The organism is Vogesella perlucida, assembly GCF_979366545.1.
On the sequence record NZ_CEETRO010000002.1, the window covers coordinates 252,322 to 269,530 of the forward strand.

13 protein-coding genes are annotated in these 17,209 nt (G+C 62.2%); 5 read left to right on the forward strand and 8 right to left on the reverse strand.

Going from position 1 to position 17,209, the window contains the following annotated elements:
* Window positions 1–69: 69 nt before the first annotated feature.
* Both ACZ9XP_RS03785 and ACZ9XP_RS03790 read left to right on the forward strand, forming a co-directional pair.
* The gene (locus ACZ9XP_RS03785) at window positions 70–1,254 is read left to right on the forward strand and encodes an acetyl-CoA C-acyltransferase (RefSeq protein ID WP_147684654.1); all 1,185 of its coding nucleotides are present in this window, start codon (window positions 70–72) and stop codon (window positions 1,252–1,254) included.
* A 161-nt stretch (window positions 1,255–1,415) separates the two neighbouring features.
* On the forward strand, window positions 1,416–2,558 hold the full coding sequence (locus ACZ9XP_RS03790) for an acyl-CoA dehydrogenase family protein (RefSeq protein WP_147684657.1): 1,143 nt from the start codon (window positions 1,416–1,418) through the stop codon (window positions 2,556–2,558).
* A gap of 90 nt (window positions 2,559–2,648) precedes the next feature.
* Here ACZ9XP_RS03790 and dsbD read toward each other — a convergent pair whose 3' ends face one another.
* Window positions 2,649–4,400 (reverse strand): protein-disulfide reductase DsbD, encoded by a 1,752-nt coding sequence (gene dsbD, locus ACZ9XP_RS03795; RefSeq protein WP_147684659.1) that lies wholly within the window; start codon window positions 4,398–4,400, stop codon window positions 2,649–2,651.
* Between the two features lie 152 nt (window positions 4,401–4,552).
* Between dsbD and ACZ9XP_RS03800 the strand changes: the two genes are divergently transcribed.
* Window positions 4,553–5,341 (forward strand): alpha/beta fold hydrolase, encoded by a 789-nt coding sequence (locus tag ACZ9XP_RS03800; protein ID WP_147684661.1) that lies wholly within the window; start codon window positions 4,553–4,555, stop codon window positions 5,339–5,341.
* 9 nt (window positions 5,342–5,350) lie between these two features.
* On the opposite strand, the gene folE2 is transcribed toward ACZ9XP_RS03800, so the two are convergent.
* The 6 genes from folE2 to ACZ9XP_RS03830 all read right to left on the reverse strand — a co-directional run bounded on the left by folE2 (window position 5,351) and on the right by ACZ9XP_RS03830 (window position 11,795).
* Window positions 5,351–6,142: a GTP cyclohydrolase FolE2 gene (folE2, locus tag ACZ9XP_RS03805; protein WP_465188013.1), complete on the reverse strand. Its 792-nt coding sequence runs from the start codon at window positions 6,140–6,142 to the stop codon at window positions 5,351–5,353.
* Between the two features lie 131 nt (window positions 6,143–6,273).
* Entirely contained in the window at window positions 6,274–7,566 is a 1,293-nt protein-coding gene (locus tag ACZ9XP_RS03810) for an MgtC/SapB family protein (RefSeq protein WP_147684665.1), read from the reverse strand.
* 75 nt (window positions 7,567–7,641) lie between these two features.
* Complete coding sequence (gene dxs / locus ACZ9XP_RS03815) at window positions 7,642–9,495, reverse strand: 1-deoxy-D-xylulose-5-phosphate synthase (protein WP_147684667.1); 1,854 nt, start codon at window positions 9,493–9,495, stop codon at window positions 7,642–7,644.
* Window positions 9,496–9,514: 19 nt separating this feature from the next.
* Complete coding sequence (locus tag ACZ9XP_RS03820; protein WP_147684670.1) at window positions 9,515–10,411, reverse strand: polyprenyl synthetase family protein; 897 nt, start codon at window positions 10,409–10,411, stop codon at window positions 9,515–9,517.
* Entirely contained in the window at window positions 10,401–10,634 is a 234-nt protein-coding gene (locus ACZ9XP_RS03825; RefSeq protein ID WP_144373043.1) for an exodeoxyribonuclease VII small subunit, read from the reverse strand. Before ACZ9XP_RS03825 ends, ACZ9XP_RS03820 begins: the two co-directional genes overlap by 11 nt.
* Before the next feature lie 189 nt (window positions 10,635–10,823).
* Entirely contained in the window at window positions 10,824–11,795 is a 972-nt protein-coding gene (locus tag ACZ9XP_RS03830) for a TerC family protein (protein ID WP_465188014.1), read from the reverse strand.
* Between the two features lie 145 nt (window positions 11,796–11,940).
* On the opposite strand from ACZ9XP_RS03830, the gene ACZ9XP_RS03835 reads away from it, so the two are divergent.
* The gene (locus tag ACZ9XP_RS03835; protein ID WP_465188015.1) at window positions 11,941–12,774 is read left to right on the forward strand and encodes an SDR family NAD(P)-dependent oxidoreductase; all 834 of its coding nucleotides are present in this window, start codon (window positions 11,941–11,943) and stop codon (window positions 12,772–12,774) included.
* Window positions 12,775–12,905: 131 nt separating this feature from the next.
* Here the strand turns inward: ACZ9XP_RS03835 and ACZ9XP_RS03840 are convergent, their stop codons facing one another.
* Window positions 12,906–14,129 carry a diguanylate cyclase gene (locus tag ACZ9XP_RS03840; RefSeq protein WP_465188016.1) on the reverse strand — a complete coding sequence of 408 codons (1,224 nt, stop codon included), beginning with the start codon at window positions 14,127–14,129 and terminating at the stop codon, window positions 12,906–12,908.
* 214 nt (window positions 14,130–14,343) lie between these two features.
* Here ACZ9XP_RS03840 and ACZ9XP_RS03845 point away from each other — a divergent pair, with 214 nt between their 5' ends.
* Entirely contained in the window at window positions 14,344–17,160 is a 2,817-nt protein-coding gene (locus ACZ9XP_RS03845) for a valine--tRNA ligase (RefSeq protein ID WP_465188085.1), read from the forward strand.
* The last annotated feature ends 49 nt before the right edge of the window (window positions 17,161–17,209 follow it).

The window sequence follows — 17,209 nt, forward strand, 5'->3', positions numbered from 1 at the left end:
CGGCGTGAGGCTTGAATTTCACGCCAAGTTTACGTTAACGTAAGCGTTATCTAACCGGAGGCTTGAACCATGAACAACGAAGCAATCGTGATTGTCGGTATGGCGCGTACTGCCATGGGTGGTTTTCAGGGTGTCTTTGCCGGCCAGAGCGCCAGCGACCTGGGGGCGGTGGCGATCCGCGCAGCAGTAGAGCGTGCCGGCGTTACACCGGAGGCCGTTGAAGAAGTGATCATGGGCTGCGTATTGCCCGCTGGCCAGGGCCAGGCACCTGCGCGCCAAGCTGCCATCAAGGGCGGGTTGCCGCTTTCGGCAGGTGCCACCACCATCAATAAGATGTGCGGCTCGGGCATGAAGGCGCTGATGCTGGCCAATGACCTGCTGAAAGCCGGTGCGGCCAAGGTCATGGTGGCGGGCGGCATGGAAAGCATGAGCAATGCACCCTATGTGATGCCCAAGGTGCGTACCGGTCTGCGCCTGGGTCACGGCGAGATCAAGGATCATATGTTCCTGGATGGTCTGGAAGATGCCTACGACAAAGGCCAACTGATGGGTGTATTTGCCGAGGCTTGCGCTGAAAAGTACGGTTTTAGCCGCGCAGCCCAAGACGAATACGCCATCGCGTCGCTGACCCGTGCGCAGCAGGCCATTACCAGCGGTGCCTTTGCCGGCGAGATCACCCCGGTGACCGTGGCCAGCCGCAAAGGCGAAGAGGTGGTGCTGCAGGACGAGCAGCCGCTTAAAGCCAATCTGGACAAAATCCCCACGTTGAAGCCTGCTTTCAAGCGGGACGGCACGGTCACGCCGGCCAACGCCAGCTCCATTTCCGACGGTGCGGCCGCGCTGGTGCTGATGCGCGAAAGCGATGCCGTAGCGCAGGGCCTGCAGCCGCTGGCACGCATTGTGGGCCACAGCACCCACGCGCACGAGCCGGCCTGGTTCTCTACTGCACCGGTCGGGGCCATGCAAAAGCTGTTTGCCAAAACTGGCTGGACAGCGGATGACGTAGACCTGTTCGAGATCAACGAAGCTTTTGCCGTGGTCACCATGGCCGCCATGCAGGACCTGGGCCTGCCGCATGCCAAGGTTAACGTTAACGGCGGTGCCTGCGCACTGGGCCACCCCATTGGTGCCTCCGGTGCCCGTATTGTGGTATCGCTGATTGCTGCCCTGCAGGCGCGCGGCGGCAAGCGTGGCGTGGCCAGCCTGTGCATTGGTGGCGGCGAAGCGACCGCACTGGCAGTGGAGCTGGTGTAGTTTGTTTTCTGCCACGGAATCCACGGAAAACACCGCATGGGTGGCGATCTCGGTGGTCTTTTGTTCGTGTTTTTTCGTGTTTTTCGTGGCAAAAAGGTTTTGCCTTTGCCTGCAAAGGCAGGGCTGAGCAATATCACGCACAGAAAGCAAAAGGAATCAGCATGTTGCTGACTACAGAGCAGGAACAGGTCGTGGATGCGGTGCGCCGCTTTGTCACCAGCGAGGTGGCGCCGCATGCGGCAGTGTGGGACCGCGAGCATACTTTCCCCCGTCAGGCGCTGAGCGGTCTGGGCGAACTGGGATGCTTTGGCCTGACCGTGTCGCCGGATTGGGATGGCGCCGGGTTCGACTACCTGACCCTGGCCGCGGTGATCGAGGAAATTGCCGCCGGTGACGGCGCGCTGTCGACCATCATTTCGGTGATCAATTCGGTGGGCTGTGGCCCGATCGAGCGTTTTGGCAACGACTGGCAGAAAGATACCTTTCTGCGTCGCATCGCCCGTGGCGAGTGGGTGTCGGCGTTTTGCCTGACCGAGCCGGACGCCGGGTCCGATGCGGCCAACCTGCGCAGCCGCGCCGTGCGTGATGGCGACGATTACCTCATCAACGGCGTAAAACAGTTCATTACCAACGGTAAGCATGCCGACGTGGCCATCGTGTTTGCGGTGACCGACCCGGCGGCCGGCAAGAAGGGCATCAGTGCGTTTCTGGTGCCGACCGCTACGCCCGGTTACACCGTGGCCAAGGTAGAAGACAAGCTGGGTCAGCACGCGTCGGACACCTGCCAGATCGTGTTTGACAATGTGCGTGTGCCAGCTAGCCACCGGCTGGGTGCGGAAGGCGAGGGCTACAAGATTGCCCTGGCCAATCTGGAGTCCGGCCGTATCGGCATTGCCGCGCAGTGCCTGGGCATGGCGCGGGCGGCGCTGGATTTTGCCACCCGTTACGCCACCGAGCGCCACACCTTTGGCCAGCCTATCATCCGCCACCAGGCAGTAGGTTTCCGCTTGGCCGAAGCCGCGGCGCGGCTGGAGGCTGCCCGCCAGCTGGTGTGGCACGCCGCTGCGCTGAAAGATGCCGGCAAGCCTTGCCTGAAAGAGTCCAGCATGGCCAAGCTGATGGCGTCCGAAATGGCCGAGGCGGTGTGCTCCGCCGCCATCCAGACGCTGGGTGGCTACGGCTACCTGAGCGACTACCCGGTGGAGCGCATCTACCGCGACGTGCGTGTGGCGCAGATCTACGAAGGCACCTCGGACGTGCAGAAGCTGGTGATCGCCCGGGCGCTGGAGGATGGGCTGAGCTAGTAAGCAGCCTGCGGCCAAGGTTGGCAGCAGGGCAGACGTGGCAAGGGCCGGTGCACGCACCGGCCCTTGCTGCTTTAAACAGGGATGAACTTAGCGTCCAACCTGGCCCAGCGACGTGGCAAAGTCGTCGGCGTTCTGGTAGCCAATGACCTTGTGCACCAGCTCGCCCTGCGCGTTGTACAGCATGATGCCGGGCGGGCCGTACAGGCCAAAGCGCTTCAGTAGCGCCTGGTGCTCGGCATTATTGGCAGTGACATCCGCCTGCAGCAGGCGCAGTTTGCCCATGCGGCTGGCAATGGCCGGGTCGCGGAAGGTGGTTTCTTCCATCTCGATGCAGCTCACGCACCAGTCGGCATAGAAATCCAGCATGACCGGCTGGCCAGCTGCTTTGGCCTGTGCCAACGCCGCATCCAGCTCGGCCAGGTTGGTCACCGGCTGGAAGGCTGGCTTGGCAGCCAGCTGGCCCTGCCAGATACCCGCCAGCGGCAGCCGTGGCGACGGTGCGCCAGTCGCCGCGCCCAGTACTTGCAGCAGCCCGGCCACGGCCAGTACCGCCGCCAGCAGGCGTACTGCCCATAGGCCGATGCCGCGTGTGGTCGGGCGCTGCGGGCTAAGCAGCAGCCACCAGGCACTGCCTAGCGCCAGCGCAGCCCACAGCAGCATGGTTAGCCACACTGGCAGGAAGGGTCCGGCCATCCAGATGGCTACGCCCAGCATCACCACGCCAAAGGTGTATTTCACCTGCTGCATCCAGGCCCCGGCCCGTGGCAGCAGGTGGCCGCCAAAGGTGCCTACCAGCAGCAGCGGCAGGCCCAGGCCCATGGCCATGGCGTACAGGGCGGCCCCGCCCAGCAGGGCGTCGCCGGTCTGGCCGATATAGCCGAGCGCCAACGCCAGCGGCGGGGCCACGCAGGGGCCGACCAGCAGCGCCGATAGCGCGCCCATGGCAAACACGCTGGCCAGGCGGCCGCCGCCCAGTTTGTTGCTCTGGTTCGCCAGCCGGCTTTGCAGCGCCGAGGGCAGCTGGATGGTAATCAGGTCGAACATGCCCAGCGCAAACACCACCATCAGCGCGCTGGCGGCCAGTATCACGGCGGGCTGCTGTAGCCACACGGTCAGCAGGCTGCCGGTTTTGCCGGCGATCACGCCCACGGCGGTATAGGTCAGCGCCAGGCCTTGCACGTAGGCAAAGGTCAACACAAAGCCGCGGGTTTTGTTGAGCTTGCTACCCTGGCCGGCCACCATACTGGACACAATGGGCAGCAGTGGGTACATGCAGGCGGTAAAGGCCATGCCCAGGCCGGCCAGTAAAAATGCGGCCAACGTTGCCCACAGCTGTTGGCGGCTCAGCGGGGTGCTATCGCCGGGCGTGGCTGCTGTGGCCGGGCTGAGCCAGTCGCCCAGCCTGTTGTCGCCAATCTTGAGCTGGTGGGTATACGGCGGGTAGCACAAGCCGGCATCGGCGCAGCCCTGGATGGTGGCCTGCAGGGTAAAGGTGTCGGGGTTGATGGGGCCGGTCAGCGGCAGCGTCACGGTAACGCGCTGGTGGTAAACCTGCTGCAGGCCAAAGTACGGGTCTTGCTTGGCCTCGCCTGCGGGCAGCTGCGGCGTGCCCAGTACGCCGGCCGGCTGGCTGGTAAAACGCGTGCGGTCGCGATACAGGTAGTAGCCTTTGGCGATGTCGAAGTGCACGCGTAACTGCTGGCCCTGTTGCTCTACGCTGGCGGCAAAGGCTTTTTCCGGTGGCAGCAGCTCGTCCGGGTTCAGGGCGCGGGCGGGCAGGGCCTCCATCAGCATTAACAGGGGGAATAGCCAGTGAAACAGGCGCAACAGTGCAGGCATGGTAGAGGCAGGCAGGGTAATGAACAGGATAGACCGTAACCCGGCGTCGGTGTTCCGGGGCGGCTGCAGCTTATCATAGCCCGCACAGGGTGGGCAGATGTCATGTAAACAAGTGTTTGCTTGCGCTAATATGCGGTGCAGAGGAGAACAATATGGATAAAACCATTCACTTTGCCCACGCCAACAGCTTTCCGGCGCCCATCTACCGGCAGCTGCACGCCGTGTGGCAGGACGCCGGCTATGAGGTGGGTTTTTTGCCGTGCAGCGGCCACGACCCGCGCTACCCGGTGACAGACTGCTGGCCGCAGCTGGTAGAAGAAATGGTGGCGTACATGCGCGCGCACTACACCGCGCCCGTGCATGGGGTGGGGCATTCGCTGGGCGGCATCCTGCTGTTCCTGTCCGCTATCCGTGCCCCCGAGCTGTTTCGCAGCGTGGTGCTGCTGGACTCGCCGCTGCTGTCGCCGCAGCGCGCTTTTGGCATCTGGCTGGCCAAGCGGCTGGGGTTTATCCAGAACGTGACCCCGGGGGGTACGGGCACCCTGAAACGGCGTGACAACTGGGCCAGTGTGACGTCGGTATACGACTACTTTGCCCGCAAGCCAGCCTTCGCCCGCTGGGCGCCGGCGGTGCTGCACGACTACGCCGCGCTGGGCACCGAAGACAATGGTGAAGGCGGCCGCCGCCTGCTGTTTCGCCCGCAGGTGGAGCACGACATTTATGGCACCTTGCCACATCACTACTGGCAGCTGCGCGGCCAACTACAGGTGCCCATGCACTATGTGGCCGGCGAGGGCAGCGATGTTACCGGGCCCAGTGACCTGACCTTCATGCAGAAGCACTTCGCTGCCCGCATCCATTGGCACCCCGGCAGCCATCTGTTCCCCATGGAGCAGCCGCAGTCTACTGCCGCGTTTGTACTGGGCTTGTTGCAGCCTTAGCCTGGTGTATCAGGCCAGGTCGCGGCTATCGATGCAGGCGTAGGCCGAGTGGTTGTGGATGGACTCGAAGTTTTCCGAGGTCACCACAAAATGCCGTACCAGCGGCTCCTGCCGCAGCGCCTCGGCCACGTCGCGCACCAGGTCTTCCACGAATTTGGGGTTGTCGTAGGCTTGCTCGGTAACGACTTTTTCGTCGCTGCGTTTTAGCAGGCCGTACAGCTGGCACGACGCCTGCGCCTCGGCGATGGCAATCAGCGTTTCCACCGCCAGCGCATTATCGGCTTCGGCGTCGATGCAGATATGCGAGCGCTGGTTGTGCGCGCCGTAGCGCGAAATCTGCTTGGAGCAAGGGCACAGGCTGGTGACCGGTACCGTGACCTGCAGCCGGTACTGGTACTGGCCATGTGCTAGGCGGCCATCCAGGCACACCTGATAGTCCAGCAGGCTGGCGACACCAGAGGCCGGCGCCGTTTTGCCCAGAAAGTACGGAAAGCGCAGGCGGATGTGCGCGCTATCGCTTTCCAGTCGCGTGGCGGTGGCGCGTACCAGCGCCTCGAAACCGGCGCCATCCAGCGGCGTGTCCTGCGCGTGCAGCAGCGCCACAAAGCGCGACATATGCGTGCCTTTCTGCGTGGCCGGCAGGGCTACCGTCAGCTGGCAGTCGGCCACGGTATGCTGCACCTCGCCGTTGGCCTGGCGCAGGCTGAGCGGGTGGCGCAGGCCCTTGATGCCTACCTCGCGGATAGGAATATGGCGCAGGTCTTGGTGGCTTTGTACATCGGGGATGGCAGTGTGCGGCATGATGTCGATTCGATTAAAAATGTTACGGTATAACATATTGCCATCGATGGATTGTTACGGCAAACCGATAAGAAAAAGCCCGCCGTGCGTGGGCAGGGCGGGCGGTGTGTTGTGGCGGTTTGCAGGAGGGGCTAGTTTGCGGCCAACCACAGCCCCGCCAGCATGCCCAACATGGACATGGCCAGCGCAGGGGCGCAGGCCCGTGCCAGGCTGGCGCCGCCTATGCTGGCGATCAGCCCGAACTTGAATACCGTATTGCTGAACACCGCCAGTGCCATGGTTACCAGCAGTGGCGTGGTGGCCAGCTGCTGCTGGCCAAACAGCTCCAGCGCGGTAAGGCTGATGGCGTCGACATCGTTCAGGCCGGAAACCAGCGCCACCACGTACAGGCCGCTTTCGCCAAACAGGTCGCGTAGCCAGGCCGAGCACAGCATCACCACCGCAAACATGGCGGCAAAGCCTAGTGCAATGCTGAGCTTGGCCGGGTTTTTCAACGTCAGCTCGGGGGCGTTTTCCTGCTGTGCTTGCCGTTTGCCCAAGATGAACAGGGTGGCCAGGCCGGCTAGCAGTGCGGGTAGCATCATGCTGGCGACGCTGTGTACGCTGGTGGGGGCAATGGCCAGTGCCAGCAGGCTCAGACGCACAAACAGCACCATATTGGCCAGCAGGATCACCCGCGTGGCCAGCCGTAGCGAGCCAGGGTTGGCCGCCGCCTCGCGCGCGTACACCAGGCTGGTGGCCGTGGTGGATACCAGCCCGCCGAGTATGCCCAGCACGGGTGCGCCCACGCGCTCCCCCAGAATCTTTACCGCCAGGTAGCCCGCCAGGCCCACGCCCACAATCAGCACCACCAGCAGCCAGATACGGTGCGGGTTAAACGCCAGGTAGGGGCCAAAGCCCTGGTTCGGTAAAATGGGCAGGATGATGAAGGTGAGCGCGGCAAACTGCAGTAGCGACAGCAGGTCTTGCCGCTCCAGCTGGTTGGAAAAATTGGACAGCTCCGGCTTCAGGTACAGCAAGCCGGTGGTGATGATGCCCAGCGCAATGGCCAGCTCGGTATTGCCCAGCCCCACCATCAGCCCCAGCGTATACGCCACCAGCAGCGCAATGACCGAGGTGGTGCGCGGCTCGGGGCCTGCGCTTTCGCTGCCGCCGTTGCCCAATGGCAGAAAGCCCAGCATGGCCACCGCCAGCAGCCCGGCGGGCATCAGCCAGGGCAGGGTGGACTGCGCTGCCAGCATGGCCAGCATGGTGCCCAGCAGGCTGACCAGCGGAAAGGTGCGGATGCCGGCCAGCACACGGCGCTTGCGCTCGCGCTCTACGCCGATCAACAGGCCGATGCCCAGGCTGGACAGCAGCATGGGCAGCGCGGCGTAGGGGGTGTTGGCCAGGTGCAGCCAGTGGTGTACGTCCAGGCTTGTCATGGTTTTATCCTGTAGACGATGGGCAAGAAAAAAGGCCTGCAGCGCGGGGCGGCAGGCCTGTCGGGCAGCGGCTGGCTAGTGTGCGGCCAACCTGGCTTCGATACTGCGCTGGATGCCCGCGGCGTCCAGGCCGCAGTCGGCCAGCAGCACGGCAGGGTCCCCATGTTCAACATAGTCATCCGGCAGGCCCAGATGCAACATCGGCATGCTGATGCCAGCGGCGGTCAGGGCTTCGGCACAGGCGCTGCCGGCGCCGCCCATGATGGCGTTTTCTTCTACTGTGACCAGCAGGCTGTGGCTGGCGGCCAGCTCGCGTACCAGCGCGGCGTCCAGCGGCTTTACGAAACGCATGTCAGCCACGGTGGCATCCAGCGCGGCGGCGGCGGCCAGCGCGGGCTGTACCATGCTGCCAAAGGCCAGAATCGCCACCTTGCCGGCGCCCTGGCGGCGTAGCACGCCTTTGCCTACCGGCAGCGCGGTCATGGTCTGCTCGATGGCCGCGCCCGGGCCGGTGCCGCGCGGGTAGCGCACGGCGGTCGGGGTGTCCAGGCTAAAGGCGGTATACAGCAGCTGGCGGCATTCGTTTTCGTCGGATGGCGCCATCACCGTCATGTTGGGGATGCAGCGCAGGAAGGACAAATCGAACGAGCCGGCGTGGGTGGGGCCGTCGGCGCCCACCAGGCCGGCGCGGTCGATGGCAAACACTACCGGCAGGTTTTGCAGGGCCACGTCGTGGATCAACTGGTCGTAGCCGCGCTGCAGGAAGGTGGAGTAGATCGCTACCACCGGTTTCAGGCCGTCGCAGGCCATGCCGGCAGCAAAGGTCACGGCGTGCTGCTCGGCAATGGCCACATCGAAGTAGCGGTCCGGGTGTTCTTTTTCGAAGCGCACCAGGCCGGAGCCCTCGCGCATGGCCGGGGTAATGCCCACCAGGCGTTTGTCCAGCTTGGCCATGTCGCAGATCCAGTCACCAAAAATCTGCGTGTACTGTGGCTTGCCGCCGCCTTTGCTGCCGGCCAGGCCACAGGCCGGATCGAACTTGGTCACGCCGTGGTATTTCACCGGGTCGTTTTCGGCCAGCTTGTAGCCCTGGCCTTTTTTGGTGACGATGTGCAGGAACTGCGGGCCTTTCAGGCTCTTGATGTTCTTCAGTGTGTCGACCAGCACGTCCAGATCGTGGCCATCGATCGGGCCGATGTAGTTGAAGCCGAACTCCTCGAACAGCGTGCCGGGGGTAAAGAAGCCCTTCACGTGTTCTTCCATCTTGCTGGCGATATCGCGCAGCGGCGGGGCGATGCCCAGCACCTTGTTGCTGCCTTCTTTGACCGCGGCGTAGAAGCGGCCGCTCATCAGCTTGGCCAGGTAGTTGTTCAGCGCGCCTACATTGGGCGAGATCGACATGTCGTTATCGTTGAGGATCACCAGCAGGTCGGTATCCATGGCGCCGGCGTTGTTCAGCGCCTCGAAAGCCTGGCCGGCGGTCATGGAGCCGTCACCGATGATGGCAATGCTCTTGCGCGGGATGTTTTGCAGCTTGGCGGCGACTGCCATGCCCAGCGCAGCACCGATGGAGGTGGACGAGTGGCCCACGCCAAAGGTGTCGTATTCGGATTCGTCACGCTTAGGGAAGCCCGCCAGGCCGCCTTTCTGGCGCATGCTGTCCATACGGTCTTTACGGCCGGTCAGGATCTTGTGCGGATAGGTCTGGTGGCCTACGTCCCATACCAGCCGGTCGTCCGGGGTATTGAACACGTAGTGCAGGGCAATGGTCAGCTCGATGCTGCCCAGGTTGGAGGCAAAATGGCCGCCGGTTTTGCTAACCGAGCTCACCAGGAATTCGCGCAGCTCACGGGCCAGCTGTGGCAGCTTGCTGCGGTCCAGGGTTCTGAGGTCGGCCGGACTCTGTATGGTGTCGAGCAGTGTAGTCATGATGTTGCTTTTGTTATGGTCAGAACGAGCGGGCCACGATGTAATCTGCCAGCTGTTTCAGGCGCTCGGCGCGGCTGCCGAACGGTGCCAGCGCGGCCAGCGCGTCGTCGTACAGGTCGCGGGCAAATTGCTTGGCTTCACCCAGGCCCATCAGGCTGACATAGGTGGGCTTGTCGTTGGCCGCATCCTTGCCGGCGGTTTTGCCCAGCGTGGCGGTATCGGCTTCGCAGTCCAGCACGTCGTCCACCACCTGGAAGGCCAGGCCCATGCGCTTGGCAAAGTGGTCCAGCGCGGTTTCTTCTGCTTCGGTCAAAGCTTGGCCGCAGTATGCGCCCAATAGCACGGCAGCGCGAATCAAGGCACCGGTTTTCAGCATGTGCATGAATTCCAGCTCTGGCTGGTTCAGTGCGGTGCCGACGCTGGCCAGGTCAATGGCCTGGCCGCCGGCCATACCCGCGTGCCCGCTGGCGTGGGCCAGCAGTTTCACCATGGCCAGCTGGCGGCTGGCGTCTACGCCGGGTAGCGGAGTGGCCAGCACATCGAAGGCCAGCGTTTGCAGGGCGTCGCCTACCAGCAGGGCGGTGGCTTCGTCGTACTGCACGTGGCAGGTGGGTTTGCCGCGGCGCAGCACGTCGTCGTCCATGCACGGCATGTCGTCGTGTACCAGCGAGTAGGCGTGGATCATCTCCACCGCACAGGCGACGCGGGCCACGTTGGCCGCATCGGCACCGCTCAGCTCGCCTGCGGCAAAGGCCAGTAGCGGGCGTACACGCTTGCCGCCTTGCAGGGTGCTGTAGCGCATGGCGTCGTGTAGCACCTGCGGGGCGCGTGCCGCGTTGGGCAGCAGCGCTTCCAGCGTGCTTTCTACGGTTTGCTGGGTATGGGTCATCCAGCCGGTAAAGGTGTTATTGGCCATCGGTGAGGTCCAGCGGCTTGAGTTCGTCGTTTTCCAGCACGCGCAGCTGTTGTTCGGCGTCTGCCAGCTTGCCCTGGCAGAACTTGATCAGTTCTATACCCTGCTTATACGACGTCAGGGCGGTATCCAGCGGCAGGTCGCCGCCTTCCATCGCCTGGATAATGTCCTCCAGCTGCGCCAGTGCGCTTTCGAAACTGGCTTGGGCTTTAGCGGTTTTAGCCATGGCGCTTGTCCTTCTGCATCTATAACGGTTGGCCGCCATTGTAGGGGTTTTCCGCTGCGCAACAAAGCGGCAACAAAGCCAGCAGCATGGCAGTGTGGCGGGTGGCACAGGCAAAACAAACCCCCTTTGCCAGGCAGAAGGGGGTTTGTTAGCCGGCCTGCTGCTAGGCAGCAGGCCGGTGGGGCACGCTCAGGCGGCTTTTTTCGGGAACATCAGCGAGGCAATCACCGAGCCGATAATCACCACGAACACCACGCCCAGCGAGATGGCTACCGGGATGTGCACGAACTTCAGGATCAGCAGTTTTACCCCGATGAACGACAGCACGATTGCCAGACCATAGCGCAGCAGGTGGAAACGGTCTGCCACGTCCGCCAGCAGGAAGAACATGGCGCGCAAGCCCAGGATGGCGAAGATGTTGGACGTCAGCACAATGAACGGGTCCATGGTGACGGCAAAGATCGCCGGGATGCTATCCACGGCAAACACCACATCCGATAGCTCGACAAACACCAGCACCAGGAACATCGGTGTGGCGTAGCGCATGCCATTCTTCACCACGAAAAACGCTTCGCCGTGGTAGTCGTCAGTCATGCGGATATGCTTGCGCAGGAACTTCAGCAAGCCGTTATTGGCCAGGTCTTCTTTTTCCTCTTTTTCCGGCAGCATCATTTTCAGGCCGGTAAACAGCAGGAAAGCACCGAACACGTACAGGATCCAGCTGAACTCTTTCACCAGCGCCGCACCCAGGAACACCATGACGGTACGCAGGATGATGGCACCGAATACACCGTACAGCAGCACGCGGCGCTGGTACTCTGCCGGCACCTTGAAGAAGGCAAAGATCATCAGGAACACAAAGATGTTGTCTACCGCCAGCGATTTTTCAATCACGTAGCCGGTAAAAAACTCCAGTGTTTTTTGTTTGGCTACCACCTCGCCATAGGCGGGGTCGTTGGCCAGAGTCCACCACAGCCAGCCGCCAAAGGCGCAGGCTACGGCTACCCACACAGCCGACCAGCCGGCGGCTTCCTTGATGGATACCTTGTGCGAGCCGCTTTGCTTGAGCGCCACCATGTCGATGACGATCATGATCAGTACGGCCACGAAGAACACCGTATAGAAGAAAGGCGATCCGATAGAGGGGAGGGCCTGTTCCATTATGTTGAATACTCCTTGAGTGAGGGCTGTCGTGAGGTTTTGTTATTATCTGCCGGTTTTGTTAGTAAACGTACCGCCCGGCGCGATGTACATATTGTTACATATGCGCCAGTTTGACAGGCATGTCTTTTAACTGGTTCAACCGATGACACAAAAAAACATCCTGATTACCGGCTGCTCCAGCGGCATAGGCCTGGACGTGGCACGTGGCCTGCAACAGCAGGGCTGGCGCGTGTTTGCCACCGCTCGTCGCGCCGAAGACGTAGCCAGCTTGCAGGCGCAGGGGTTTATCGATGCCCTGCAGCTTAATGTAGATGATAGCCAAAGCATCCGCACAGCACTGGCTGAAGTGTTGCAGCGCAGTGGCGGCACGCTGCACGCCCTGTTCAATAATGCCGGCTACGGCCAGCCCGGTGCGGTGGAAGACATCAGCCGGCAGGCCATGCGCGAGCAGTTTGAAACCAATCTGTTTGGTGCCTGGGAGCTGATGAACGCCGTGCTGCCGGTGATGCGCCGCCAGGGCCATGGCCGCATCCTGTTCAATAGCTCGGTACTGGGTTTTGCCGCCATGAAATACCGCGGTGCCTACAATGCCAGTAAATACGCCATGGAAGGCCTGTGCGACACCCTGCGCCTGGAGCTGGCCGGCAGCGGCATTTTTGTCAGCCTGATCGAGCCTGGCCCGATTGAAAGCCGCTTTCGCCCCAATGCGCTGCAAAAATTCCTGCAAAACGTGGATATCCAGGGCAGTGTGCACCGTGACAGCTACGAGAAGCAGCTGCAGCGCCTGAAGAAAGAAGGCCACGCCGCGCCGTTTACGCTACCTGGCACCGCCGTGCTGGCCAAAGTGGAACAGGCGTTGGCCGCAGGGCGGCCGGCGGCGCGCTACCGTGTGACCACACCCACCCATGTGTTCTGGTATCTCAAGCGTCTGTTGCCCACGCGCTGGCTGGATTGGGTGCTGAACAAGGCGGCATAACAGGCTGGCCTGCATCACAGCCCTGGTCGTGCCTGGGCTTGCACCAAAAGAAACCCCCGCTTGTCAGACAAGCGGGGGTTTCTTGTCAGCCATCAGCGCGCTGGCGCCAAAGCTTGACGGTATAGGCCAAGCTAGCCGGTACACACCCGGTTGCGCCCCTGGCTCTTGGCCATGTACAGGCGCTCGTCTGCCAGCTTCAGCAGCGCGCTGACATCCGGCAGGCCAGCGGCGACGCCTATGCTCAGCGTAAACTGCAAATCACCCTGGCTGGTGGGGAACACCGCTTCGGCGGCACTGGTGCGAAACGCCTCCATGGCGGCCATCATGTCCTGCTCGCTACGTGCCTGCATCAGGATGACAAATTCTTCGCCGCCAAAGCGGGCAATGTGTTTGCCGGGGAACTGGTCGCGTAGCAGGTCTGCCACCAACTTTAGCGCCAGGTCGCCTATATCGTGGCCGTAGCGGTCGTTGATGCGTTTGAAGTGGTCGATATCCACCATGGCCACGCCAAACGGCTGGGTTTGCTTCAGCACGTTTTCAAAGAAATAACGGCGGTTGGGCAGGCCGGTCAGCGGGTCTTCGCGCGCGGCGCGCGACAGGGCGCGCAAGTTTTCCACAAATTCCACGTTGCGCGTTACGCGGCAGAAGAACTCTTCGTGGTTAAACGGCTTGTTCAGGTAGTCATCGGCGCCGGCCTTGATGAAGCGCGCGGTCATGGCCGGGTCCTGGCTGCCGGAAATGCCGATGATCGCCAGCTCCTCGTGGCTGCGAAAGCGGCGTATCTCGCTGACCATGGTCACGCCGTTTTTGCCCGGCATGTCGTGGTCGGATAGCACCAGGCGGATAGTCGGGTCGTCGCGCAGCATGCGCAGCGCCGTGTCTGCTTCTGGCGCTTCCAGCACTTCGTACAAGTGGCGGCGCAGCAGCTGGCGCAGATAGCCGCGTATGGTGACCGAGTCATCCACTACCAGCACCCGTATGCCGGGGTTGTGGTGGATGCGGCGTATCATCTTGATGGTGTATTCGAACGCGGCAGGCGTGTCTTTGGGCACGTAGTCCACTACCGGCTGCAGCAACACCTTTTCGCGGGTTTCCATATCGCTGCGTGCCGTCAGCACGATGGTCGGTATCTTTTTGGCCAGCACCAGCGGCAGGGCTTCACCATCGGGGGCGTCGGGCAGGCAGTAGTCCAGCACGCAGGCCATGAAACCATGCTCGCTTTGGGCCAGAATGGTTTCCACCTCGCGCAGGGTGGTAGCGCATACCACGGCAAAGCCATCGTTTTCGATAATGCGCTGCATGGTGCGCAAGACAGAGGTGTTGTCCTCTACCAGTAAAATCTTGTTGCTGGACATGGTGATCGGTGTAGAGCCCGGTTACGGCCGCCAGGTGGCGAGCCGTGTAAAAAAACAGTTTTGCTTAGTCATATATACATGGCTTTTGTGAGGATTGTCGCGGCCAACGTGCTATCTGATAAAGCTTCATGGCAGCAAGCGGGACGCAGTGCAGCAGATCGGTTTATAATTTCAGCCATTTTTGCCTCACTCAGACCGAATTCACACCATGACCATGGAACTTGCCAAAAGCTACGAGCCGGGCGACATCGAACGTCGCTGGTACGATCAATGGGAACAGTCCGGCTACTTCAAGCCGCACATGGATACCACCAAGCCGTCCTTTGCCATCCAGCTGCCACCGCCAAACGTCACCGGCACGCTGCACATGGGCCACGCCTTCAACCAGACCATCATGGATGGCCTCACGCGTTACTACCGCATGAAGGGCGACAACACGGTGTGGATTCCGGGTACCGACCACGCCGGTATCGCCACCCAGATCGTGGTAGAGCGCCAGCTGGCCGAGCAAGGCATCAGCCGCTTCGACCTGGGCCGCGACGCCTTTACCGCCAAGGTATGGGAATGGAAAGAAAAGTCCGGCGGCACCATCACCAGCCAGATGCGCCGTGTCGGCTGCTCGGTAGACTGGACCCGTGAATACTTCACCATGGACGACGCGCGCGCCGACGTGGTGACCGAAGTGTTCGTGCGCCTGTTCGAGCAAGGCCTGATCTACCGTGGCAAGCGCCTGTCCAACTGGGACGCCAAGCTGGGCACCGCCATCTCCGACCTCGAAGTGGTTTCCGAGGAAGAAGACGGCCACATGTGGCACATCAAATACCCGGTAGTGGGCAGCGACGAGTTCATCACCGTGGCCACCACCCGCCCGGAAACCCTGCTCGGCGACGTGGCCGTCGCGGTGAACCCCACCGACGAACGCTTTGCCCACCTGGTCGGCAAGCTGGTCGAGCTGCCGCTTACCGGCCGCCAGATTCCGGTGATCGCCGACGAATATGTCGACAAAGAATTCGGCACCGGCTTCGTCAAGATCACCCCGGCCCACGACTTCAACGACTACGAAGTCGGCAAGCGCCACAGCACCCAGCTCATCAACGTGATGAGCCTGGACGCCACCATCCTGGCCAAAGCGCAAGTATTCGGCTTTGACGGCAGTGCCCAAGGCAGCATCGAGCTGCCAGCCGCCTACGCCGGGCTGACCACCGCCGACGCCCGTAAAGCCATGCTGAAAGACCTGGACGCCCAGGGCCTGCTGCTGGAAACCAAACCGCACAAACTGATGGTGCCGCGCGGCGACCGTACCGGTACCGTGATCGAGCCGCTGCTCACCGACCAGTGGTTCGTGGCCATGAGCAAAGTAGGCGAGGGCGATGCCACTGGCCAGTCCATCGCACAAAAAGCCATCGACGCCGTGGCCAGCGGCGAAGTGCGCTTCATCCCGGAAAACTGGGTCAACACCTACAACCAGTGGATGAACAACATCCAGGACTGGTGCATCAGCCGCCAGCTGTGGTGGGGCCACCAGATTCCGGCCTGGTACGATGAAGACGGCAATATCTACGTTGGCCGCACCGAAGCCGAAGCCCAGGCCAAAGCGCCGGGCAAAACCCTGCGCCGCGAACAAGACGTACTGGACACCTGGTTCAGCTCCGCCCTGGTACCGTTCTCCACCCTGGGTTGGCCGCAAGACACGCCGGACCTCAACGCCTTCGTTACCAGCAACGTGCTGGTCACCGGCTACGAAATCATCTTCTTCTGGGTTGCCCGGATGATCATGATGACCAAGCACTTCACCGGCAAAGTACCGTTCCGTGACGTTTACATCCACGGCATGGTGCGCGACCACGAAGGCAAGAAGATGTCGAAGTCGGAAGGCAACGTCATCGACCCGGTCGACCTGATCGACGGCATCGCCCTGGCCCCGCTGGTAGAAAAACGCACCACCGGCCTGCGCCGCCCCGAAAAAGCCCCGGCCATCGCCAAAGCCACCGAAAAGCTGTTCCCAGACGGCATCCCGGCCTACGGCACCGACGCCCTGCGCTTCACCATGGCCAGCTACGCCACGCTGGGCCGCTCGGTCAACTTCGACTTCAAACGCGCCGAAGGCTACCGCAACTTCTGCAACAAGCTGTGGAACGCCACCCGCTTCGTGATGATGAACGTAGAAGGCAAAGACTGCGGCCAGGACGAAACCCTGCCGCTGGAATACAGCTTTGTCGACCAGTGGATCATCGGCCGCCTGCAGCAAGCCGAAGCCGACGTGACCAACGCGCTGGAAACCTACCGCTTCGACCTGGCCGCCCAGGTGATCTACGAATTCATCTGGAACGAGTACTGCGACTGGTACGTAGAGCTAGCCAAAGTACAGCTGCAAAACGGTAACGAAGCGCAGCAGCGCGCCACCCGCCGCACCATCGTGCGCGTGCTGGAAGTGGCTCTGCGCCTTACCCACCCGCTGATGCCGTTCATCACCGAAGAGCTGTGGCAAACCGTGGCCCCGCTGGCCAACGCCAAGCACACCGACAGCATCATGCTGGCGCAGTGGCCTGTTGCCGTACCCGAGAAGATCAATGCCGCCGCCAACGCGCGCATGGACGCCTTCAAGGATATGGTCAACGCCGTGCGTAACCTGCGCGGCGAAATGGGCATCGGCCCGGCGGTAAAAGCGCCGCTGTTCATCGAAACCGCCGACGCCAGCATCGCCGACTTCGTGCCGTACCTGAAGCTGCTGGCCCGCCTGACCGAAGGCAGCATTGTGGCTGCCCTGCCGGCCGACGACGCGCCGGTGGCTATGTCGGGCAACGCCCGCCTGATGCTGAAGGTGGAAGTGGACAAAGCCGCCGAAACCGCCCGCCTGACCAAAGAGCAGGGCAAGGTGGAAGCGGAGCTGGCCAAGCTGACAGCCAAGCTGGAGAAGCCGGGCTACATCGATAAAGCCCCGGCGCATCTGGTAGAGCGCGACAAAGCGCAGCTGGCTGAGCTGAATGACAAGCTGGAGAAAGTGAAGGCGCAGCTGGCCAAGTTGGCTTGATAGCGCGTTGTCATTCGTGATAAAACCCCCGTCATCGAAAGGTGGCGGG

Excerpts from the sequence above, each read along its gene's own strand:
- ACZ9XP_RS03785 (WP_147684654.1), top strand. The coding sequence starts at position 70 with ATGAACAACGAAGCAATCGTGATTGTCGGTATGGCGCGTACTGCCATG.
- ACZ9XP_RS03790 (WP_147684657.1), top strand. The coding sequence starts at position 1,416 with ATGTTGCTGACTACAGAGCAGGAACAGGTCGTGGATGCGGTGCGCCGC.
- dsbD (WP_147684659.1), bottom strand. The coding sequence starts at position 4,400 with ATGCCTGCACTGTTGCGCCTGTTTCACTGGCTATTCCCCCTGTTAATG.
- ACZ9XP_RS03800 (WP_147684661.1), top strand. The coding sequence starts at position 4,553 with ATGGATAAAACCATTCACTTTGCCCACGCCAACAGCTTTCCGGCGCCC.
- folE2 (WP_465188013.1), bottom strand. The coding sequence starts at position 6,142 with ATGCCGCACACTGCCATCCCCGATGTACAAAGCCACCAAGACCTGCGC.
- ACZ9XP_RS03810 (WP_147684665.1), bottom strand. The coding sequence starts at position 7,566 with ATGACAAGCCTGGACGTACACCACTGGCTGCACCTGGCCAACACCCCC.
- dxs (WP_147684667.1), bottom strand. The coding sequence starts at position 9,495 with ATGACTACACTGCTCGACACCATACAGAGTCCGGCCGACCTCAGAACC.
- ACZ9XP_RS03820 (WP_147684670.1), bottom strand. The coding sequence starts at position 10,411 with ATGGCCAATAACACCTTTACCGGCTGGATGACCCATACCCAGCAAACC.
- ACZ9XP_RS03825 (WP_144373043.1), bottom strand. The coding sequence starts at position 10,634 with ATGGCTAAAACCGCTAAAGCCCAAGCCAGTTTCGAAAGCGCACTGGCG.
- ACZ9XP_RS03830 (WP_465188014.1), bottom strand. The coding sequence starts at position 11,795 with ATGGAACAGGCCCTCCCCTCTATCGGATCGCCTTTCTTCTATACGGTG.
- ACZ9XP_RS03835 (WP_465188015.1), top strand. The coding sequence starts at position 11,941 with ATGACACAAAAAAACATCCTGATTACCGGCTGCTCCAGCGGCATAGGC.
- ACZ9XP_RS03840 (WP_465188016.1), bottom strand. The coding sequence starts at position 14,129 with ATGTCCAGCAACAAGATTTTACTGGTAGAGGACAACACCTCTGTCTTG.
- ACZ9XP_RS03845 (WP_465188085.1), top strand. The coding sequence starts at position 14,344 with ATGGAACTTGCCAAAAGCTACGAGCCGGGCGACATCGAACGTCGCTGG.